The sequence below is a fragment of the Streptomyces sp. SS7 genome (assembly GCF_037993025.1).
In the GTDB taxonomy this organism is placed as follows: Bacteria; Actinomycetota; Actinomycetes; order Streptomycetales; family Streptomycetaceae; genus Streptomyces.
Genome location: NZ_CP141223.1, coordinates 6,074,482 through 6,095,022, shown reverse-complemented (window position 1 = coordinate 6,095,022; position 20,541 = coordinate 6,074,482). Strand labels below are relative to the sequence as shown.

Below are 20,541 nucleotides of genomic sequence, written 5' to 3'. Positions count from 1 at the left end.
GCCTACGAGCTCCGGCCGCCCGGCACCACGGTCTCCCGTTCGACATACATCCGTGCGATGACGGCCTCGATGTCGGGCTCCCGCACCGACAGGTCCACCAGCGGATACTCCGCCGCGATCCGCGCCACCAGCGGGGCCGCCGACGCCGACGCCGGGAACGCCAGCCACTGCCGCGGCCCCTCCACCTTCACCACCTGCGCGCCGGCCACCTCGATCGGCGGCAGCTCCCGCTCCAGGTCCACCACCAGGGTCCGCTCGCTCTCCCCCGCCTCGTGCAGCCCGGCGAGGCCGCCGTCGTAGACCAGCCGCCCGTGGTCGATGACCATCACCCGCGAGCACAACTGCTCGATGTCCTGGAGGTCGTGGGTGGTGAGCAGGACCGTCGTGCCGCGCTCGGCGTTGAGCTCCCGCAGGAACTCCCGCACCCGCGCCTTGGAGACGACGTCCAGACCGATCGTCGGCTCGTCCAGGTAGAGCACGTCGGGGTCGTGCAGCAGCGCCGCCGCGATGTCGCCGCGCATCCGCTGACCGAGCGAGAGCTGACGCACGGGGACGTCCAACAGGTCTTCCAGCTCCAGGAGTTCCACCAGGCGGTCGAGGTTCTCGCGGTACCGGGCGTCCGGGATGCGGTACATGCGGTGCATCAGCCGGTAGGAGTCGATGAGCGGGAGGTCCCACCAGAGCGTCGTGCGCTGGCCGAACACCACCCCGATGCGGTGCGCGAGCCGGGTCCGCTCCCGCGACGGATCGATGCCCGCCACCCGCAGCCGGCCGCCGCTCGGCACCAGGATGCCGGTCAGCATCTTGATGGTCGTCGACTTCCCGGCGCCGTTCGGCCCGATGTAGCCGACCATCTCCCCGCGCGCCACGGTGAAGGAGATCGCGTCGACCGCCCGCACCCGCCGCACCTCCCGCTTCAGGAAGCCGGTCTTCTTCCGTACGTCGAAGACCTTCTCCACACGGTCCAGTTCGATGAAGGCGTCCGCCGTCGACCCGCCGTCCACCGCCAGTTCGCCGTCCACCGCCGGCTCCCCGTCCACCCTCGGCTCCCTTTCCACCCTCAACTCCCTGTGCTGCGATACGACCTGAGCCCCGCCCGCCACGCCAGTCCGGCCAGAACCCAGCACCCCACCGCCACCAGCGGCGGGGCGAACGCCGCCCACTGCGGCAGCCCCAGCGGATACGGCCGGTCCAGCACATAGGCGGCGGGCACCCAGTTGACGAAGGCCAGCGGGAACATGAACGTCACCCCGCGCACCAGTTCCTTGCCGAACACCGTCGGCGGGTACTGCAACAGCGTCTGACCGCCGTACGTGAACGCGCTCTGCACCTCGGCGGCGTCCTGCGCCAGGAACTGGAACGACGCGCCCGCCACGAACACCGCCGAGAAGATCACCCCACCGCACACCACCGTCACCGGCAGCAGCAGCGCCTTCGCCGGGGTCCAGTGCACGTCCAGGGCGAACAGCGCGTACCCGAGGACGACGGCGCCCTGGGTGATCCGGCCCAGCCGGCGCAGCGCGAACCGGTCCGCGGCGACCTGTGCCAGCACCGGCGCCGGCCGCACCAGCAGCGTGTCCAGCGTGCCGTCCCGCACCCGGGTGCCCAGCCGGCCCGCCGAGCCCATCACCAGGTCCGCGATCCCGAAGGACGTCGCCGACAACCCGTACAGCAGGGCGACCTCGGGCAGCGCGTAGCCGCCCAGGCTGTCCACCCGGGAGAACATCAGCAAGATCGCGACAAAGTCCAGCCCGGTCACCAGGGCCCCGCCGAGCGCCGTCATCACGAACGACGCCCGGTAGGCCATCGTGGAACGGATCCACATCCCGGCGATCATCCGGTACGTCCGCAGCCCCTCCAGGACCCGGCCGGGCTCGGCCAACCGCAGTTCCTCAGCCACCCTGCACCACCACCCGCCGGGTCGCCGCCGACTGCACCAGCCGCCCCGCCGCCAGCAGCGCCGCCGCCCACGCCGCCTGGAAGGTGAACACCGGCAGCGGATCCGCCTCCCCCATCAGCACGTCGGCGGGCATCTGCAACTGCGCCGCCCACGGCAGCGCCCGTACGACCTCGCCCAGCGCCCCCGGGAACACGTTCAGCGGCAGGGTCATCCCCGAACAGAAGATCCCCGTGACCATCAGCACCTGCAGCGCGCCCGTGCCGTCCATCAGCCAGAACCCGCTCAGCGCCACCAGGAACCGGATCCCGAAGCTGACGATCATCGCCAGCACCAGCGTGACCAGGAAGGCCAGCCAGGTCCCCGGATCACCCGGCAGCGCGGTCGGGAAGCACAACACCCCGAACAGGAAAGGGATCACACCGCGGCCCAGCAACTGGAACACCGCCCGCCCCATGTCGTTCGCCAGCCACCAGCCCTGGAGATCCGCGGGACGGTAGAGGTCGATCGCGATGTCACCCGTACGGATACGCTCCATGAGATCGATCTCGAAGCCGCCGCCCTGGATCGCCAGCGTCGCGTACAACGCCTGGCCCAGCCACACGAACGTCACCGCCTGGGCCTGGTCATAGCCCCCGAGGTGCGGCCGCTCGTCCCACAACGCCAGGTATGTGTAGACGAGGATCAGGCCGAAAACCGTGTTGGTGAACACCCCCGCGGCCGTGGCCGCCCGATAGGTCGCGTACCTTCTGAAACCCCCCGCTGCGACGGCCGCGTACAACCGCGCCGAACCCACGGCAACCTTCCTCCTCGCCCGCTCGTCCACCTCTACGACACCGAAGCGCAGGAGCCTAGCCCGCAGGCACAGTGACGTGCCACGCGTTTTCCGGCACAACGCGTGCCGATTGCCGGGAACGGAACGCTTGGTGCGAGAGTCTCCAACAGGGGGCACAGATGGCGTACGAGGCGTACGGGAACGTACGACGCGAAACAGGAGTCCGAGCAGCACATGAGCGACGAGCCGCAGCCGCAGCAGCCGACCGAGGGCTGGGCACCGAGTGAACAACCGGGGGAGGCCAAGATGCCCAAGCGCCCCAGGCGCACCGGTTGGCGGCGGCTGATCCCCACCTGGCGGCTGGTGCTCGCCACCTTCGTCCTGGGTGTGCTCCTCGTCATCGGCCTGTTCTACCTGGGCTACTCCACGGTCAAGATCCCGCCGGCGAACGCGCTCGCCACCAAGCAGTCCAACGTCTACCTGTACGCGGACGGCACGGAGATCGCCCGCGACGGCGAGATCAACCGTGAGAACGTCGACCTCTCGCAGATCTCCAAGGACGCCCAGCACGCCATCCTCGCCGCCGAGGACCGCGACTTCTACACCGAGTCCGCGATCGACCCCAAGGCCATGCTGCGGGCCGGCTGGAACACCGCCACGGGCAAGGGCAAGCAGTCCGGTTCCACGATCACCCAGCAGTACGTGAAGAACTACTACCTCGCCCAGGAGCAGACCGTCACCCGCAAGGTGAAGGAGTTCTTCATCGCGATCAAACTGGACCGCGAGAAGTCCAAGAACGAGATCCTCGAGGGCTACCTCAACACCAGCTACTTCGGCCGCAACGCGTACGGCATCGAGGCGGCCGCCAAGGCCTACTACGGCATCGACGCCTCCGAACTGACCGCCGAACAGGGCGCGTACCTCGCCGCGCTGGTCAACGCGCCCAGCGAGTACGACGTGATCGCCCACCCCGAGAACAAGAAGGCCGCCCAGGCCCGCTGGAACTACGTCCTCGACGGCATGGTCACCAAGGGCTGGCTCGACGGGTCCAAGCGCGAGGGCATGAAGTTCCCCACGCCGAAGGAGACCTCGGGCGCCGCCACCGGCATGTCCGGACAGCGCGGCTACCTCGTCAACGCCATCAAGGACTATCTGCTCGACAACAAGATCGTCACCTCGGACCAGCTCGACGCCGGCGGCTACCGGATCACCACCACCATCCAGAAGAAGAAGCAGAACGCCTTCGTCGACGCCGTCAACGACAAGCTGATGGACAAGCTCGACAAGAAGAACCGCAAGGTCGACACCTACGTCCGCGCGGGCGGCGCCGCCGTCGAGCCCAAGACCGGCAAGATCCTCGCCATGTACGGCGGCATCGACTACATCAAGCAGTACACCAACAACGCCACCCGCCAGGACTTCCAGGTCGGCTCCACCTTCAAGCCGTTCGTGTTCACCTCCGCCGTCGAGAACGACTCCACCACCCAGGACGGCCGGACCATCACCCCGAACACGGTGTACGACGGCACCAACAAGCGGCCCGTGCAGGGCTGGAGCGGCGGCAGCTACGCCCCCGAGAACGAGGACTACGTCAACTACGGCAACATCACCGTGCGCCAGGCCACGGACAAGTCCGTGAACTCCGTGTACGCGCAGATGGCCGTCGACGTCGGCCCCTCCAAGGTCAAGCAGACCGCGATCGCCCTGGGCCTGCCCACCGACACGCCCGACCTCCAGCCGTACCCGTCCATCGCGCTCGGCACCGCCACCGCGAGCGTCCTCGACATGGCCGAGGCGTACGCCACGCTCGCCAACCACGGCAAGCACGGCACGTACACGATCATCGAGAAGGTCACCAAGGACGGCAGGACGGTCGAGCTGCCCAAGCGCCGAACCACCCAGGCCGTCAGCCGCGAGGCCGCCGACACCACCACCTCCGTCCTGCAGAGCGTGGTCAACCAGGGCACCGCCACCGCCGCCCTCGCGGCCGGCCGCCCCGCCGCCGGCAAGACCGGCACCGCCGAGGAGGACCAGGCCGCCTGGTTCGCCGGGTACACCCCCGACCTCGCCACCGTCGTCGCCGTGATGGGCCAGGACCCGGAGACGGCCGCCCACAAGTCCCTCAAGGGCGCCATGGGCCTCGCCCGCATCAACGGCGGCGGCGCCCCCACCGAGATCTGGGCGCAGTTCACCAAGGAAGCCCTGAAGAACACCAAGGTGCACGCGTTCGACCTCGACCTGCAGGCCGGCTCCGCGGACACCGGGCTGCCCTCCGGCCCGTCCTCCCCGGCCGCCTCCCCCAGCGGCGACCAGGCCACCACCGGCGGCCAGGGCGACCAGGGCCAGGCACAGGGCCAGACCCAGGGCCAGACCGGCGGCGGCAGCACCGACGGCGGCGCGGCCACCTCCGGCACGACCGGCGGCGGCACCACCGACGGCGGCACCTCCACCGGGACCGCCGACGGCGGCACCGGGGACGCCGGTACCACCACCGGCACGGGCGACGCGGGCTCCACCACCGGCACCGGGGACGCGGGCACGAGCACGGGCACCGGCGACACCGGCACGCCGGGCGGCCCCCAGGGCACGACGACGGGGACGGGGACGCAGCTCACGACCCGTAGGGAGATCGACTGACCCGCAGGGAGATCGGCTAGTGCCCGGCGGTCGCCTTGAGACCGATCACGGCGACCAGGAGCAGGGCCACGAAGAAGATCCGGGCGGCGGTGACGGGCTCCCCCAGCACCGCCATCCCGAGGACCGCCGCACCGGCCGCCCCGATCCCCACCCAGACGCCGTAGGCGGTACCGATGGGCAGGGAACGGGCGGCGTACGACAGCAGCAGCATGCTGGTGACGATCCCGGCCCCGGTGAGCACGCTGGGCACGAGCCGGGTGAAACCGTCGGTGTACTTCATCCCGATGGACCAGCCGACTTCGAGCAGACCGGCGAGGACGAGCAGGACCCAGGCCATGGGGCACCTCCGGGACGCGAGCGTTCTGTCTTCAGGGGTGCGTCGTCTTTGCGTACCTCACGTACATCCCGGTACGGCGCGTCTCGTCGGGCACGTCCACGCTAGCAAAGGAACGGCAAAAGGGGCTGGTGACGATGGTCACCGGCCCCTTTCGGCCAATCCTTCGATCCTTCAGAGGTAGAGGCCGGTCGTGTCCTCCGAGCCCTCGAACCGGTCCGCGGCCACCGCGTGCAGGTCGCGCTCGCGCATCAGGACGTACGCCACGCCCCGCACCTCCACCTCGGCCCGGTCCTCCGGGTCGTACAGGACCCGGTCGCCCGGCTCCACGGTGCGTACGTTCTGCCCCACCGCGACGACCTCCGCCCACGCCAGGCGCCGGCCCACCGCCGCCGTGGCGGGGATCAGGATCCCGCCGCCGGAGCGGCGCTCGCCCTCGCTGGTGTCCTGCCGTACGAGGACACGGTCGTGGAGCATCCGGATGGGAAGCTTGTCGTGCTGAGGACCGCTGTGGTCGCTTCTGTTACCGCTCACGCCTCGAACCTACCTGCCTTCGCCGTACGGGAGGGCTACCGGGTGGCTCCTCACGCCTTCCGTCGCCGGCCGCTCAGCGCGAGCAGCCCGACCACGCCGACCACGACGAGCGCCACCGGCACGACCCGCTCGAGCCGCGGCGCGCCGTCCTCGTCCACGAACTGCGCCCTGACGTCCGTCACCACCCGGTTGACCTGGACGTAGGCCTTGCCGAGGGTGTGGTCCACGTTGGCGACGACCTTGGCCTTGGCGTCCCCGACGATGGTCTTCGGGTGCACCCGCACCCCGATCTCGTCCAGCGTCTCGGCCAGCTTCGCACGGCGGGCCTTGATGTCCGCCTCGATCTGCGCCGGGGTTCTGGTTTCCGACGTGTCCGCCACGGTGAGGCCTCCGAAGTCAGCCGATACGTTGTTGCGATACCTGTTCTGGACAGTCTGTCAGCTCTGCCCGGGACCGCACGGCCAGGACCCCCGGTTACGCTGGACCGATGAGCGAGCGACTCCAGCCCGGGGACGTGGCCCCCGCCTTCACCCTCCCCGACGCCGACGGCAACGAGGTGTCCCTGTCGGACCACAAGGGCCGCAAGGTCATCGTGTACTTCTACCCGGCGGCGCTGACCCCCGGCTGCACCAAGCAGGCCTGCGACTTCACGGACAACCTCGATCTCCTGGCCGACGCCGGCTACGACGTCATCGGCATCTCCCCGGACAGCCCCGAGAAGCTCGGCAGGTTCCGCGAGAAGGAGTCCCTGAAGGTCACCCTCCTGGCCGACCCCGGGAAAACGGCCCTCGACGCGTACGGGGCCTTCGGCGAGAAGAAGAACTACGGCAAGACGTACCTGGGCGTGATCCGCTCCACGATCGTGGTCGACGAGGAGGGCAAGGTCGCCCACGCCTTCTACAACGTCCGCGCGACGGGCCACGTGGCCAAGATCATCAAGGATCTGGGGATCTGAACCTCCGCTTCAGCGGCCTGCGCCGGGGTGCCCCCGACCCAGGCCGCTTTACGTTTCGGGCGTAACTGTCCGATAAGCGGTTCGTTACTCCGTACGAGACCACGAACGGGTGGTCGGAGACGGAGGGGGTTTGATGGTCGCGAGTGCGTACAGCAGGGAGCGACTGGAGGAGGCGGCTCGGGGGGCTCGGACGCTGTCGGAGGCGCTGGAGCGGCTGGGGGTGGAGCCGGGGAGCTCGACTCGCAGCTACATCAGGGAGCGGATGAGGAAGCTGGGCGTGGATACCTCGCACTTCGAGCGGGAGGTGAAGTGGACGAGGGAAATCCTCGAGTCCGCCGTCGCCGCTTCCACGAACATGTGCGAGGTGCTGCGGCATCTCGGGCTGGAGGTGGTCGGCGGTCACCACACGCACATCAGCCGCCGGATCAAGGCGTACGGGATCGACACGTCGCATTTCCAGGTGCCGACCAGGAAAGGCAAACCGTGGCGTCCCCGGACACCCGAAGGGCTGCTCGTCGAGCAGCGCGCCGGTACTGCGAGACGCATCCCGAGCGACAGGCTGAAGTGGGCAATGACGACCACGGGAATCGCGGAACAGTGCGCTCTGTGTGGAAATGAGGCGGTGTGGCAGGGCCAGCCACTGCCGCTGGAGGTCGATCACATCGACGGCGACTGGCGGAACAACCGCATCGAGAACCTGCGCTTCCTGTGCCCCAACTGCCACGCGACAACGGACAGTTACAGAGGGCGCGGCAAGAGGCGAAATCAGGGCGGCGCCCTGTGAGCAAGCGGTGCCGGCTGCTCCGTCCCACGCCCGTGGAATTGCGCGAGGCAGTCGCCGAGTCGGTCTCCATCGCCGGGGTGCTGCGCAGCCTAGGACGTCCCGACAGCGACACACAGCGTGCGCTGCTGCGTGAGTGGATCGCCGAGGAGCATCTGACGACGGCGCACTTCCTGGGTCAGGCACATCAGAGAGGCGGCCCTGGCACCGTACCGCTCAGGCGCGCCGCCGACATCCTGGTCCAGCACGACGGCGAACGACGGACGAGAACCCACCTGCTGCGCAGAGCGCTGCTGGAAGTGGGCTCGCCGGAAGAGTGCGCTGGATGCGGGATCGGTCCCGAGTGGCTCGGCAAGCCCATGACTCTGGAGGTCGATCACATCAACGGGGACTGGAGCGACGACCGGCGGGAGAACCTGAGGTTGCTCTGTCCCAACTGTCATGCGGTCACCAGCACCTGGTGTCGAGGCGGCCGCGCACGTTCCTCCCAGCGAACATCACCCGACCGGTAACATGGCGGCGTACGCGGCCGTGGCGGAATTGGCCTACGCGCAGCACTTAGGATGCTGTGGGAGAAATCCCTTGAGGGTTCGAGTCCCTCCGGCCGCACGCCTTTGATTCGAAGGCCCGCCCTCCGAAGGCGGGCCTTCGGTATCAGCCCAGCAGCTCCCGAACCACCGGCACCAACCCCCGGAACGCCTTCCCCCGGTGGCTGATCGCGTTCTTCTCGGCCGCCGTCAGTTGGGCGCAGGTGCGGGTTTCGCCGTCCGGCTGGAGGATCGGGTCGTAGCCGAAGCCGTTCGTGCCGACGGGGGTGTGGCGCAGGGTGCCCGTCAGGCGGCCCTCGACCACGCGTTCCGTGCCGTCGGGGAGGGCCAGGGCGGCCGCGCAGGCGAAGTGGGCGCCCCGGTGTTCGTCGGCGATGTCGGAGAGCTGGGCGAGGAGCAGGTCCAGGTTGGCCCTGTCGTCGCCGTGGGTGCCGGCCCAGCGGGCGGAGAAGATGCCGGGGGCGCCGTTCAGGACGTCCACGCAGAGGCCGGAGTCGTCGGCGACGGCGGGCAGGCCGGTGGCCCGGGCGAGGGCGTGGGCCTTGAGGAGGGCGTTCTCGGCGAACGTCACTCCGGTCTCCTTGACGTCGGGGATCTCCGGGTAGGCGTCCGCACCGACGAGGTCGTGCGGCAGACCTGCGTCGGCGAGGATCGACCTGAGTTCGGTGATCTTTCCGGTGTTGCGGGTGGCGAGGATCAGGCGGGTCATGTCCCCCAGTATCCCGAGCCCCGCCACCGGGTCCCGCCACCGGTCGTCAGGGCGTGCAGACCTTGGTCAGTTCGCCCGCCGCGTCGGTGACCGGGCTGAGGTCGGGGGTGGCGTCGCCGTTGTCCACGGCCGTACGGACGTTCTTCACGGCCGTGCTCAGGTCGTCGACGGCCTTGTTGACGTCGGCGTTGTCCGTCTTGTCGCCGATCTGGCCGAGGTCGTTCTCGATGGAGCTGAGGGACTCGTCGAGCTGGGTCGGGTCGTTCGACGCGTTCTCCACGGCCTGCTGGAGGTCGGTGACGCTGTCGGCGATGGCGTCGGCGGTCTGGACGCAGTCCAGGGCCTTGTTGACGGCGTCGCAGCCGGTGACCGTGAAGCCCAGGGTGAGGGCGACGGCCGCGGCGCTCGCGGCGATGGCGGTACGGCGGCCTCGGCCCCGGTGTCGGCGGCTCGCGGTCTTGGCCATTGCGGTGATCCTCCCCGTTGAACTGCGGTGCGTACTGCCCAAGACGCCGTGGTGCGCGGTGAGGTTGCCACCGCGCACCACTTCTCTTGGTACGCCCTTTACTTTTCGAGGACGGTATCAAGTGCCGCGCGCTGGAGGGCGGTCAGTTCCCGGCACCCGGAGACGGCCAGGTCCAGCAGGGAGTTGAGTTCCTCGCGGGCGAACGGCTCGGCCTCGGCGGTGCCCTGGACCTCGACGAAGCGGCCGTCGCCGGTGCAGACGACGTTCATGTCGGTCTCGGCCTTGACGTCCTCCTCGTAGCGGAGGTCGAGGAGGGGGACGCCGCCGACGATGCCGACGGAGACGGCGGAGACCGTGCCGATGAGCGGCTGGCGGCCGGCCCGGATCAGCTTCCGGCCCTGGGCCCAGGTGACGGCGTCGGCGAGGGCGACGTACGCACCGGTGATGGCGGCGGTGCGGGTGCCGCCGTCGGCCTGGAGGACGTCGCAGTCGAGGACGATGGTGTTCTCGCCGAGCGCCTTGTAGTCGATGACGGCGCGCAGGGAGCGGCCGATGAGGCGGGAGATCTCGTGGGTGCGGCCGCCGATCTTGCCGCGGACGGACTCGCGGTCGCCGCGGGTGTTGGTGGCGCGGGGAAGCATGGAGTACTCGGCGGTGACCCAGCCCTCGCCGCTGCCCTTGCGCCAGCGGGGGACGCCTTCGGTGACGGAGGCGGTGCAGAAGACCTTGGTGTCGCCGAAGGAGATGAGGACGGAGCCTTCTGCGTGCTTGCTCCAGCCGCGTTCGATGGTGACGGGGCGGAGCTGTTCGGGGGTGCGGCCGTCGATGCGTGACATGGCGCCGAGCCTAGCCGTAGACGGCGGAGGGGCTCCTCCCGCACGGTGATCGTGCGGGAGGAGCCCCTCACCGGTCACATCATGTCTTCGATCTCCGCGGCGATCGGGTCGGCGTCGGTGCCGATGACGACCTGGATGGCGGTGCCCATCTTGACGACGCCGTGGGCGCCGGCGGCCTTGAGGGCGGCGTCGTCGACGAGGGAGGGGTCGGAGACCTCGGTCCGCAGGCGGGTGATGCAGCCCTCGATCTCCTCGATGTTGTCGATGCCGCCGAGTCCGGCGACGATCTTCTCTGCCTTGGTGGCCATGTCGGTCTCCTCACGCACACAGGTGGCCCAGCTTCGCGAGCGATTGTGTCGTGCGTACCGAAGGATGACGTCACGGCAACCCGATCGACAGCAACCCAATCGTCCGGAACTGGTCTACACCACCCGGCATACGGTCGCCAACCCGTGGGCGATTTCCGCCTCGCGCAGCGGGTTCCTTATCTCTTCTTCATCTGCTACAACATGGTCTACACCACTGAGTGGTGTAGACCATCACCCAGATGGAGGAACCATGACCACCGCCACCGCGCCATCGGCGGCCCCCGCGAAGAAGCGGGGATCCGGCCTGCTCCAGGGCCTGCAGAAGGTCGGCCGCAGCCTTCAGCTCCCCATCGCCGTGCTCCCGGCGGCAGGCATCCTGCTCCGCCTCGGGCAGACGGACGTGCAAGACAAGCTCCACCTGCCCGACAAGGTCACGGCGGTGTTCGGCACGGCCGGCGGCGCCATCTTCGACAACCTCCCGATGCTGTTCTGCATCGGCGTCGCCATCGGTTTCGCCAAGAAGGCGGACGGCTCGACCGCCCTCGCCGCGCTGGTGGGATTCCTGGTCTACAGCAATGTACTCAAGGCGTTCCCGGTCACCGAGGCGAAGGTCCAGGCGGGCGCCGACATAGCCGCGACCTACAACAACCCCGGTGTCCTCGGCGGCATCCTGATGGGTCTGCTCTCGGCGGTGCTGTGGCAGCGGTACCACCGCAAGAAGCTGGTCGACTGGCTCGGCTTCTTCAACGGACGCCGGCTGGTGCCGATCATCATGGCGTTCGTCGGCACGCTCATGGGTGTCTTCTTCGGCCTGGTCTGGAAGCCGATCGGCGAGGGCATCTCGGACGTCGGCGAGTGGATCACCGGTCTCGGTGCCGTCGGTGCCGCGCTGTTCGGCCTGATCAACCGCGCGCTGATCCCGGTCGGCATGCACCAGTTCGTGAACTCGGTCGCCTGGTTCCAGCTCGGTGACTTCAAGGAGGCCTCCGGCGACATCGTCCACGGCGACCTCACCCGGTTCTTCGCCGGGGACCCGACCGCCGGTCAGTTCATGTCGGGCTTCTTCCCGATCATGATGTTCGGTCTGCCGGCCGCCGCGCTCGCCATCGCCCACACCGCCCGTCCGGAGCGCCGCAAGGCCGTGCTGGGCATGATGATCTCGGTCGCGCTGACCTCGTTCGTGACCGGTGTGACCGAGCCGATCGAGTTCTCGTTCATGTTCATCGCCCCGCTGCTGTACGCCATCCACGCGGTGCTCACCGCCCTGTCGATGGCGGTCACCTGGGCACTCGGGGTGCACACCGGCTTCACCTTCTCGGCCGGCTTCATCGACTACGCCCTGAACTGGAACCTGGCCACCAAGCCCTGGCTGATCATCCCCATCGGTCTGGTCTTCGGCGCGATCTACTACTTCGTCTTCCGCTTCGCCATCACGAGGTTCAACCTCCCCACCCCGGGCCGCGAGCCCGAGGAGGAGATCGAGGACCTGACGAAGGCATAGCCCCGACGTCGACGAGGAAGGCCCCGGAGCAGCGTGCTCCGGGGCCTTTCGCGCTGCCGTGCGCCTGAACCTCGTACGGCGGCGGGGCAGATCCAGTGCCGTGACCGGAAAGGTTCACCGGCTCGGCAGACCTTCCCGGTCACGGCACTAGATCTCGTACGACACCCTCGGCGCCGCCAGTTCCACCGGGCCGGCGAAGACCTCCCGGGCGTCGGCGAGGTTGACCCGGGGGTCGGTCCACGGGGGGATGTGGGTCAGCACGAGGCGTCTCGCGCCGGCCCGGGCCGCCGTCTCGCCGGCCTCGCGGCCGTTGAGGTGGAGGTCGGGGATGTTCTCCTTGCCGTGGGTGAAGGCGGCCTCGCACAGGAAGAGGTCGGTGTCGCGGGCGAGGTCCTCCAGGGCCGGGCTGAGGCCGGTGTCGCCGGAGTAGGTGAGCGACCGGCCGCCGTGCTCGACGCGGATGCCGTACGCCTCGACGGGATGGGCCACGCGTTCGGTGTGCACGGTGAACGGGCCGATCTCGAAGGTGGACGGCTTGACCGTGTGGAAGTCGAACACCTCGCTCATCGAGGAGGCGGAGGGGGTGTCGGCGTAGGCCGTGGTCAGGCGGTGTTCGGTGCCTTCGGGGCCGTAGACCGGGATGGGGTCGCAGCGCCCGCCGTCGTGGCGGTAGTAGCGCGCGACGAAATAGGCGCACATGTCGATGCAGTGGTCGGCGTGCAGATGACTCAGGAAGATCGCGTCGAGGTCGTAGAGACCGCAGTGACGCTGCAGCTCGCCGAGGGCGCCGTTGCCCATGTCGAGAAGCAGCCTGTAGCCGTCGGCCTCGACGAGGTAGCTCGAGCAGGCCGATTCCGCGGACGGGAACGACCCCGAGCAGCCGACGACGGTGAGCTTCATAAAGCAGAAACCTCCGCTGGCGGGATATGAAAGTGGTGCGAGGGATATGGGGCGACGGGGGTCGTGCGGTTTGTCGAGCGTAAGGCGCAAAACCCCGGGTCGCTCCTCCGCCAGGGGCTGTTGTGGGCGAACTCACCTGTGCTGTCACCGGTTCGGCTGGACCAGGGGTCTGTGAGGCGTGAACAAGGGCGCGCGATGCCGTGCGCGCGCCGGTAACGTCGTCCCATGGACACGTCCTGGTGGCTCGCGCTCGCCGCGGTGGTACTGCTGGCGCTGGTCGCCGCGCTCGTCGACGGCTGGGGGCGCGGGCGGCGTCCCGCGGGGCGCAGGACCCGGCCGCCGGGGCGGCCCACCCGCGGGCACGGGGTCCGGGGGCGGCCGCAGCCGGCCGAGATCTGGTGGGCGAACGTGCCGTTCGAGGACGGGCCCGGGCAGAAGGACCGGCCGTGTCTGGTGCTGGGGGTGCGGGGCGAACGGGTGACGGTCGCGAAGATCACCAGCAGGTACCGGGACGGGCGCGCGGGGGTGATTCCGCTGCCGCCGGGCGCGGTGGGTGACGCGCGGGGGCGGCCGAGCTTCCTGGAGACGGACGAGCTGCGGCAGGTCCCGGTGGCGGACTTCCGGCGCCGGGTGGGCGTGATGGACCCGGTGCTGTGGGACCAGGTCCGGCATCTGGCGACCTGACCCGCGTGTCGCCGCTTCGCTCACCCGCTCACCCGGTCACCCGGACGGTGACCGTCCATTCCTGGATTCCCTTGCAGGCGGCCTGGCTCGCCCCGGTGGGCTGGGCGCACAGGGGGCGGGAGGCGCTGAGACGGGTGGTGCCGGCGGCGACCGCGTCGTAGGCGGCGAGGGCGTCGCCGGGCAGGACGACGATGCCGGCGTTGGTGGGTTTCAGCACGTCACCGGTGGTGGTGACGGCGGACCAGGGGCGTTCCTTCGTGCCGTCGAGGTTCAGGCGGAGCTGTCCGCCGACGGTCAGGCAGAAGGTGCGGCCGGTGTCGGCGGCGGTGAGCTCGGCGGGCGGGGTGGCCGTGCAGTCCTCGTCGGTGGCCGCCGCCGAGGAGGGCGGGGGTGCCGAGGCGCCGTCGCTCTCGGTGCCGCAGCCGGCGAAGGCGAGCGTCAGCACCACGAGGGCGAGGGCGGTGGAACGGGTCGTACGGCGCATGGGGGCCTCCTTTCTCCCCCTTCGACGTACCACCCGTACGCCTGGATCCGTGCCGGGCGTACGGGTGATAGCGGTGCGGCCGGTGCGGCCGGCCCGGGTCAGCCGGTGGTGACGGCCGTGTCGTCGAGGACGAAGCTGGTCTGGAGGCTGGAGTCCTCGACCCCGCTGAACTTCAGGGTGACGGTGGAGCCCGCGTAGGCGGACAGGTCGAGGGACTTCTGGGTGTAGCCGGTGGCGGCGTCGAGGTTGGAGTAGGTGGCCAGGGTTGTCGAGCCCGCCGTGACGGTGAGCTTGTCGTACTGCGTACCGGTGGAGGTCTCGGCGGTGTCGACGTGCAGGTAGAAGGTGAAGGTCGCCTTGCAGCCGCTCGGGACGGTCACCGCCTGGGAGAGCGTGTCGGTGTGCGAGGAGCCGTAGCCGTCCAGCCAGGCGTAGGAGGAGCCGGTGTGGGGGGACTCGCTGCCGGAGGTGGTGATGACGCCGGAGCCGGCGGTCCAGACGGTGTTGCCGGACTCGAACCCGGGGTTGCCGAGCAGTTGGGCGGAGGTGCAGGTGCTGCCGGAGGAGCCGACGGTCCAGGTGAAGGAGGCCGAGCCGGAGGCGCCGGTGGAGTCGGTGGCGGTGACGGTGACCTGGTAGGTGCCGGCGGCGGTCGCCGTACCGGTGATCTTGCCGGTGGAGCCGGCGATGGACAGGCCGGTCGGCAGGCCCGAGGCGCTGTAGGTGAGGGTGGCGCCCGCGCTGTCGGTGGCGCTGATCTGCAGGCTGACCGAGCTTCCGGTGGTGGTGGAGCGGCTGCCCGGGTTGGTGACGGTCACCGTGTTGCCGGTGCCGGTGCCCGCGGTGAAGGCGGTGGTGCCGTTGGGGGTGCCCCAGCCGGTCGGGCCGTCGTAGCCGGTCCTGGCGGTGCAGAAGTACGAGGTGGAGCAGGAGCCGTTGCTGCCGCTGGTGACGTCGTACAGGTTGCCGGTGTGGCTGTAGGGGTACTTCGCCGGGTAGTCACCGGAGCCCGGGGTGCCGGCCAGGGCGTAGACGCCCGCGATGATCGGGGCGGAGGCGCTGGTGCCGCCGTAGACCGCCCAGCCGGAGCCGCCGTAGGTGTCGTAGACGGCGACGCCGGTGGCCGGGTCGGCGACGGCGGAGACGTCCGCCTCCATGCGCCTGGTGCAGCCGGTGTCGGTCTGCCAGCTCGGCTTGGGGTCGTACGCGGAGCAGCCGGAGCCGGTGCCCTCGGTGCTGGAGGTGTGCCAGACGGACTCGGTCCAGCCGCGGGAGGTGGAGGAGGCGGACAGGGCGGTGCCGCCGACGGCGGTCACGTACTGGGAGGTGGCCGGGTACTCGGCGCCGTAGGCGGAGTCGCCCGCGCTGACCGTGATGGCGACGCCGGGGTGCTTGAAGTAGGAGGTGTCCTCGCCGGTCTGGGAGGAGGACTCGTCGCCGCCCCAGCTGTTGGAGACGAACTTGGCGCCGAGGGCGACGGCCTCGTTCTCTGCGGTGCCGAGGTCGGCGTCGGTGGCGGAGTTCGCCTCGACGAGGGTGATGTTGCAGTTGGGGCAGACGGCGCTGACCATGTCGAGGTCGAGCGCCTCCTCGCCGGCCCAGCCGGTGTCGTTGGTGGGCAGCGAGGTGGTGGAGCCGGTCTGGCCGACCTGCTTGAAGCAGCCGTTGGCCTTGGTGCAGGCGGACAGGCCGTAGGTGGAGCGGTAGGTGGCGAGGTCGGACTCGGCGTTGGGGTCGTTGTAGGCGTCGACGACGGCGACGGTCAGTCCGGAGCCGCCGGTCGAGGGCAGGTTGTAGGCGCTGTGCAGGTTCGCGGGGCTGAGGCCGGAGGGTGCGGCGGCCGCGGCGGCGAGGGCGGTGGCGAGGCGCTGCTTGATGTCGGTGCGGCGCTGGGCGAAGCAGGTGGCGTGGCCGGGGGCCGGGTCGCCGCAGAGGTGGGTGGTGGGGACCTTCTCGCCCGCCGTGCCGGTGGAGTGGACGGTCTGCCGGTCGGGGGCGGTGAGGGCCTTGGCGTTCTGGGTGGTGCGGGAGGTGGCCGCCGCGGTGCGGGCGGCGGGCTGGGCACCGGCCGTGGGGGCCGCGAGGAGTCCGGCGACGGTGAGGGTGAGGGCGGGGACGGCGACGCTCAGGAGTCTTCGCAGGCGTGGCTCGCGCATGGGTACTGCCTCCATCGGGAGTGGGGATCTCGTATGGGGTGCAGGCACGTGACGCGCGTAGCGGCGGACGGAGGCGCGATCATGAGCATGACACTCAGGGGACAGGGTGGGACTGCGGGCAGAACGTAGCCCCGCCGCACCGGTTACCGGCAGTACCCCCGGGCGTTCTTTGCCGCCCCGTGGACAGCGTTTAGCCCCCTCATAGGAGGGGGCTGGCGCGTGGTTGATGAGCCCTATGCCGGAGCTATGCCCAGTGCCTCAGGCCCAGAGCTGGCCCTGGAGCGTCTCGATGGCCTCCTCGGTGGTGGCCGCCGTGTAGACACCGGTGGAGAGGTACTTCCAGCCGCCGTCCGCGACGACGAACACGATGTCCGCGCTCTCCCCCGCCTTGACGGCCTTCCGCCCGACGCCGATCGCGGCGTGCAGCGCGGCGCCCGTGGAGACACCGGCGAAGATGCCCTCCTGCTGCAGGAGTTCACGGGTGCGGGTCACGGCGTCCGCCGAGCCGACCGAGAACCGGGTGGTGAGGACGGAGGCGTCGTACAGCTCCGGTACGAAGCCCTCGTCGAGGTTGCGCAGGCCGTACACCAGGTCGTCGTAGCGCGGTTCGGCGGCGACGATCCGCACGTCCGGTTTGTGCTCGCGCAGATAGCGGCCGACGCCCATCAGGGTGCCGGTGGTGCCGAGGCCGGCCACGAAGTGGGTGACGGAGGGCAGGTCGGCGAGGATCTCCGGGCCGGTCGTCGCGTAGTGGGCGCCGGCGTTGTCCGGGTTGCCGTACTGGTACAGCATCACCCAGTCGGGGTGCTCGGCGGCGAGCTCCTTGGCGACGCGCACGGCGGTGTTGGAGCCGCCGGCCGCCGGGGAGGAGATGATCTCGGCGCCCCACATCGCGAGCAGGTCCCGGCGCTCCTGCGAGGTGTTCTCGGGCATCACGCAGACCATGCGGTAGCCCTTGAGCCTGGCCGCCATGGCGAGGGAGATGCCGGTGTTGCCGCTCGTCGGCTCCAGGATGGTGCAGCCGGGGGTGAGCCGGCCGTCCTTCTCCGCCTGCTCGACCATGTGCAGGGCGGGGCGGTCCTTGACCGAGCCGGTGGGGTTGCGGTCCTCCAGCTTGGCCCAGATGCGGACGTCGGCGGACGGCGACAGCCGCGGCAGGCGCACCAGAGGGGTGTTGCCCACCGCGGCCAGCGGGGAGTCGTAACGCATGCCGGGTCTGCCGGCCTAGGCCATGCCGCCGGCCACGGCCGGCAGGATCGTCACGGTGTCGCCGTCGGTCAGCTTGGTGTTGATGCCGTCGACGAAACGGACGTCCTCGTCGTTGAGGTAGACGTTGACGAAGCGGCGCAGCTTGCCCTCGTCCACGATCCGGGCGTGGATGCCGGTGTGCCGGGTCTCGAGGTCGTTGAAGAGGTCGGCGAGGGTGTCACCGCTGCCCTCCACCGCCTTCTGACCGTCGGTGTACTGGCGGAGGATGGTGGGGATGCGGACCTCGATGGCCATGGCTCAGGGCTCCTGTCGGAAGGAAGGTGGGCAGCGCGGGATACGTGCGTGGTGAGACATCGCCGCGGCTCACGGCCGTACGGCGGCAGGGGTCCGCGTCAACAGATGGCGCTGGCTAGCCTGCACAGGTCGACGTGCAGCCGCGCCACGAGCAGTGCGCCCGGCGTCTTCTCGCTCACGTCGTGGGAAACCATGGGCTCATCGTATCGATTCCCGTCCCGGCTTCCGGAATGTGATCCCACATGGTGGACGGAATCGGGCCGGTGAGTGAGATACGGCGTCTGCGGGCGAGGGGCGGCGGCGGCAGACGGTCAGTAGCCCTCGACGATCCGGACCTCCTCCTCGGTGACCTCGCCCTCCACGATGCGGAAGGAGCGGAACTGGAAGTCGCCGAGGCCGTCGGTGTCGCGGGTGGAGACGAGGACGTAGTGGGCGCCCGGTTCGTTGGCGTAGGAGATGTCCGTGCGGGAGGGGTGGGCCTCGGTGGCGGTGTGGGAGTGGTAGATGACCACCGGCTCCTCGTCGCGGTCGTCCATCTCGCGGTAGAGCTTGAAGAGGTCCCCGGAGTCGAACTCGTAGAACGTGGGGGACATCGCGGCGTTCAGCATGGGGATGAAGCGCTCGGGGCGGTCGGAGCCGGCCGGCCCGGCGACGACGCCGCACGCCTCGTCGGGGTGGTCCTTGCGCGCGTGGGCGACGATCTGGTCGACGAGGGCCTGGGTGATGGTCAGCATGTTCGTCAGGATAGACAGAGGGGCCGTTCCGTACCGGGGTGCGGTACGGAACGGCCCACATGGCGGACGCCCTGAGCGGCAGCCGCAGCGGGGCGCCACGAGTGCTCCCTGCGGGCGGACGTCCTGGGGTGGACCCGGTCAGCCGGTCTTCTCGAGCTCCGGCTCGCGGTGGCTCGTGACCTCCGGGTTGCGGCCCTTGAGGACCGCCCAGCCGACGCCGAGCGCGGCGGCCCAGCCGGCCATGACGTACAGGCAGACCCGGGAGTCGGCGTCGTAGGCGATGAGGCCCGTGACGAAGAGCAGGAACACGATGGCGATCCAGCTGCACACCGAGCCGCCCGGCGCCGGGAAGGACGAGGCGGGCAGCCGGCCCGCGACGACCGCGCGGCGGTAGAGGACGTGGCTGATCAGGATCATCAGCCAGGTCCAGATGCCGGCCGCGGTGGCGACGGAGGTGACGTAGCCGAAGGCCTTCTCGGGGACGACGTAGTTGAGGACCACGCCGATGCCCATGAAGAGGACCGAGACCGTGATGCCGAAGGCCGGGGTCTTGGTGGCGGACAGCTTGCGGAAGGCCGCCGGGGCCTCGCCGCTGTCGGCCAGGGTGCGCAGCATGCGGCCGGTGGAGTACATGCCGGAGTTGCAGGAGGACAGGGCCGCGGTGAGGACGACGAAGTTGACGATGCCGGCGCCGGCCGGGATGCCGATCTTCGCGAAGGCCTCGACGAACGGCGAGACGCCCGGGGCGAACTCGGTCCACTTCACGACGCACAGGATCACGGTGAGCGCGCCGACGTAGAACAGGGCGATGCGCCACGGAAGGGTGTTGATGGCCTTCGGGAGCGTCTTCTCCGGGTCCTCGGACTCGCCCGCGGTGACGCCGACCAGCTCGACCGCGAGGTAGGCGAACATCACGCCCTGGAGGGTCATGAGGGAGGAGCCGATGCCCTTGGGGAAGAAGCCGTCGAACTGGTAGAGGTTCGCGACCGACGCGGTGTCACCGGCGCTGCTGAAGCCGAAGGTGAGCACGCCGAGACCGATGACGATCATGCCGATCAGGGCGGTGACCTTGACCATCGAGAACCAGAACTCCAGCTCGCCGAAGAGCTTCACGGAGATCAGGTTGACCCCGAAGAGGATCACCAGGAAGACCAGGGCGGTGACCCAGCGCGGGACGTCCGGGAACCAGTAGTTGACGTAGATCGCGGCGGCCGTCAGCTCGGCCATGCCGGTGACGACCCACATCAGCCAGTAGGTCCAGCCGGTGAAGTAGCCGAAGAACGGGCCGAGGAACTCACGGGAGTACTCGGCGAAGGAGCCCGAGACCGGGCGATAGAGCAGGAGCTCGCCGAGCGCCCGCATGATGAAGAAGACGATCGCGCCCGCGAGGGCGTACATGAGGATGAGGCTGGGACCGGCCTTGGCGATGTTCGCGCCGGCTCCCAGGAAGAGGCCGACGCCGATGGCGCCGCCGATGGCGATCATCTGGACCTGGCGGCTGCCGAGTCCGCGTTCGTACCCCTCTTCGGGCGCCGTCTCGGCGCCGCTGCCGTCCGTGTCGACCTGAGCGGAGGTCATGTGTGTGGTGCGCCCTTTCTCCATGCCGACCCGGGCCTCTCGTCGGCCTCGGATCGGGTTTCGATCCCCCCGGATGATGGAGCGAGCGGGTTCGGAGTGCCCCGAACCCGCTGAGCCTGGCCGGCGGTCGCCGGCTCGGTGGCGCACCCGGCCGAACATTCGGGTGGTGTTCGCCGGGCGGTCGTGAAGATTTATCACGGCCGTAACGTGGATCGCGCCTC

24 protein-coding genes, 1 tRNA gene and 1 riboswitch are annotated in these 20,541 nt (G+C 69.7%); of the genes, 7 read left to right on the top strand and 18 right to left on the bottom strand.

The features are described 5' to 3' along the window. Positions 1-2: 2 nt before the first annotated feature. The 3 genes from U5640_RS28215 to U5640_RS28205 are packed head-to-tail and all read right to left on the bottom strand — an operon-like array spanning position 3 to position 2,693. Entirely contained in the window at positions 3-1,004 is a 1,002-nt protein-coding gene (locus tag U5640_RS28215; RefSeq protein ID WP_340385382.1) for an ATP-binding cassette domain-containing protein, read from the bottom strand. Between the two features lie 56 nt (positions 1,005-1,060). Continuing rightward, positions 1,061-1,837 carry an ABC transporter permease gene (locus U5640_RS28210; RefSeq protein WP_340385380.1) on the bottom strand — a complete coding sequence of 259 codons (777 nt, stop codon included), beginning with the start codon at positions 1,835-1,837 and terminating at the stop codon, positions 1,061-1,063. Between the two features lie 55 nt (positions 1,838-1,892). Next, a complete protein-coding gene (locus U5640_RS28205; RefSeq protein WP_340378677.1) occupies positions 1,893-2,693 on the bottom strand; it encodes an ABC-2 family transporter protein in 801 nt (266 codons plus the stop codon). A 213-nt stretch (positions 2,694-2,906) separates the two neighbouring features. Between U5640_RS28205 and U5640_RS28200 the strand changes: the two genes are divergently transcribed. After that, positions 2,907-5,309 carry a transglycosylase domain-containing protein gene (locus U5640_RS28200; protein WP_340378675.1) on the top strand — a complete coding sequence of 801 codons (2,403 nt, stop codon included), beginning with the start codon at positions 2,907-2,909 and terminating at the stop codon, positions 5,307-5,309. Between the two features lie 16 nt (positions 5,310-5,325). Here the strand turns inward: U5640_RS28200 and U5640_RS28195 are convergent, their stop codons facing one another. The 3 genes from U5640_RS28195 to U5640_RS28185 all read right to left on the bottom strand — a co-directional run bounded on the left by U5640_RS28195 (position 5,326) and on the right by U5640_RS28185 (position 6,557). Next, positions 5,326-5,646 (bottom strand): SMR family transporter, encoded by a 321-nt coding sequence (locus tag U5640_RS28195; protein ID WP_340378673.1) that lies wholly within the window; start codon positions 5,644-5,646, stop codon positions 5,326-5,328. Positions 5,647-5,682: 36 nt separating this feature from the next. Beyond that, positions 5,683-5,766: riboswitch (guanidine-III (ykkC-III) riboswitch) on the bottom strand. Between the two features lie 51 nt (positions 5,767-5,817). Then, positions 5,818-6,120, bottom strand: coding sequence for a co-chaperone GroES (locus tag U5640_RS28190; protein ID WP_162252535.1), 303 nt, complete (start codon positions 6,118-6,120; stop codon positions 5,818-5,820). Between the two features lie 107 nt (positions 6,121-6,227). After that, the gene (locus tag U5640_RS28185; RefSeq protein ID WP_340378671.1) at positions 6,228-6,557 is read right to left on the bottom strand and encodes a DUF3618 domain-containing protein; all 330 of its coding nucleotides are present in this window, start codon (positions 6,555-6,557) and stop codon (positions 6,228-6,230) included. A 107-nt stretch (positions 6,558-6,664) separates the two neighbouring features. On the opposite strand from U5640_RS28185, the gene bcp reads away from it, so the two are divergent. The 4 genes from bcp (at position 6,665) to U5640_RS28165 (ending at position 8,522) form a co-directional block, all read left to right on the top strand. Further along, positions 6,665-7,132 (top strand): thioredoxin-dependent thiol peroxidase, encoded by a 468-nt coding sequence (gene bcp / locus U5640_RS28180; protein ID WP_340378669.1) that lies wholly within the window; start codon positions 6,665-6,667, stop codon positions 7,130-7,132. 133 nt (positions 7,133-7,265) lie between these two features. After that, a complete protein-coding gene (locus tag U5640_RS28175; RefSeq protein WP_340378667.1) occupies positions 7,266-7,916 on the top strand; it encodes an HNH endonuclease signature motif containing protein in 651 nt (216 codons plus the stop codon). Next, positions 7,913-8,425, top strand: a complete 513-nt coding sequence (locus U5640_RS28170) for an HNH endonuclease (protein WP_340378664.1) — start codon at positions 7,913-7,915, stop codon at positions 8,423-8,425. Before U5640_RS28175 ends, U5640_RS28170 begins: the two co-directional genes overlap by 4 nt. A 13-nt stretch (positions 8,426-8,438) precedes the next feature. Next, a tRNA-Leu gene (locus U5640_RS28165) sits at positions 8,439-8,522 on the top strand. Between the two features lie 45 nt (positions 8,523-8,567). Here the strand turns inward: U5640_RS28165 and rdgB are convergent. The 4 genes from rdgB to U5640_RS28145 all read right to left on the bottom strand — a co-directional run bounded on the left by rdgB (position 8,568) and on the right by U5640_RS28145 (position 10,780). Beyond that, complete coding sequence (gene rdgB / locus U5640_RS28160; RefSeq protein WP_340378662.1) at positions 8,568-9,170, bottom strand: RdgB/HAM1 family non-canonical purine NTP pyrophosphatase; 603 nt, start codon at positions 9,168-9,170, stop codon at positions 8,568-8,570. A 46-nt stretch (positions 9,171-9,216) separates the two neighbouring features. Then, positions 9,217-9,636: a hypothetical protein gene (locus U5640_RS28155; protein WP_340378660.1), complete on the bottom strand. Its 420-nt coding sequence runs from the start codon at positions 9,634-9,636 to the stop codon at positions 9,217-9,219. 98 nt (positions 9,637-9,734) lie between these two features. Then, entirely contained in the window at positions 9,735-10,472 is a 738-nt protein-coding gene (gene rph, locus U5640_RS28150; RefSeq protein WP_340378658.1) for a ribonuclease PH, read from the bottom strand. Positions 10,473-10,546: 74 nt separating this feature from the next. Next, positions 10,547-10,780, bottom strand: a complete 234-nt coding sequence (locus tag U5640_RS28145; RefSeq protein WP_067243776.1) for a PTS glucose/sucrose transporter subunit IIB — start codon at positions 10,778-10,780, stop codon at positions 10,547-10,549. Between the two features lie 250 nt (positions 10,781-11,030). On the opposite strand from U5640_RS28145, the gene U5640_RS28140 reads away from it, so the two are divergent. Continuing rightward, a complete protein-coding gene (locus U5640_RS28140) occupies positions 11,031-12,281 on the top strand; it encodes a PTS transporter subunit EIIC (RefSeq protein WP_340378655.1) in 1,251 nt (416 codons plus the stop codon). A 147-nt stretch (positions 12,282-12,428) separates the two neighbouring features. On the opposite strand, the gene U5640_RS28135 is transcribed toward U5640_RS28140, so the two are convergent. Continuing rightward, positions 12,429-13,181: an MBL fold metallo-hydrolase gene (locus U5640_RS28135; protein WP_067243772.1), complete on the bottom strand. Its 753-nt coding sequence runs from the start codon at positions 13,179-13,181 to the stop codon at positions 12,429-12,431. Positions 13,182-13,406: 225 nt separating this feature from the next. On the opposite strand from U5640_RS28135, the gene U5640_RS28130 reads away from it, so the two are divergent. Beyond that, positions 13,407-13,865: a type II toxin-antitoxin system PemK/MazF family toxin gene (locus U5640_RS28130; RefSeq protein ID WP_340378652.1), complete on the top strand. Its 459-nt coding sequence runs from the start codon at positions 13,407-13,409 to the stop codon at positions 13,863-13,865. 28 nt (positions 13,866-13,893) lie between these two features. Here U5640_RS28130 and U5640_RS28125 read toward each other — a convergent pair whose 3' ends face one another. The 7 genes from U5640_RS28125 to U5640_RS28095 form a co-directional block, all read right to left on the bottom strand. Further along, positions 13,894-14,349: a hypothetical protein gene (locus U5640_RS28125; RefSeq protein WP_340378650.1), complete on the bottom strand. Its 456-nt coding sequence runs from the start codon at positions 14,347-14,349 to the stop codon at positions 13,894-13,896. Between the two features lie 98 nt (positions 14,350-14,447). Beyond that, on the bottom strand, positions 14,448-16,505 hold the full coding sequence (locus U5640_RS28120) for a putative Ig domain-containing protein (protein ID WP_340378648.1): 2,058 nt from the start codon (positions 16,503-16,505) through the stop codon (positions 14,448-14,450). Between the two features lie 258 nt (positions 16,506-16,763). Then, positions 16,764-17,714, bottom strand: a complete 951-nt coding sequence (locus U5640_RS28115) for a cysteine synthase (RefSeq protein ID WP_340378646.1) — start codon at positions 17,712-17,714, stop codon at positions 16,764-16,766. Positions 17,715-17,729: 15 nt separating this feature from the next. Then, entirely contained in the window at positions 17,730-18,008 is a 279-nt protein-coding gene (locus U5640_RS28110) for a MoaD/ThiS family protein (protein WP_067243754.1), read from the bottom strand. 98 nt (positions 18,009-18,106) lie between these two features. Then, positions 18,107-18,202, bottom strand: coding sequence for a putative leader peptide (locus U5640_RS28105; RefSeq protein WP_319180349.1), 96 nt, complete (start codon positions 18,200-18,202; stop codon positions 18,107-18,109). Positions 18,203-18,319: 117 nt separating this feature from the next. Next, entirely contained in the window at positions 18,320-18,742 is a 423-nt protein-coding gene (locus U5640_RS28100; protein ID WP_067243753.1) for a M67 family metallopeptidase, read from the bottom strand. A 138-nt stretch (positions 18,743-18,880) separates the two neighbouring features. Continuing rightward, positions 18,881-20,320: an amino acid permease gene (locus U5640_RS28095; protein ID WP_340378639.1), complete on the bottom strand. Its 1,440-nt coding sequence runs from the start codon at positions 20,318-20,320 to the stop codon at positions 18,881-18,883. Positions 20,321-20,541 lie beyond the last annotated feature (221 nt).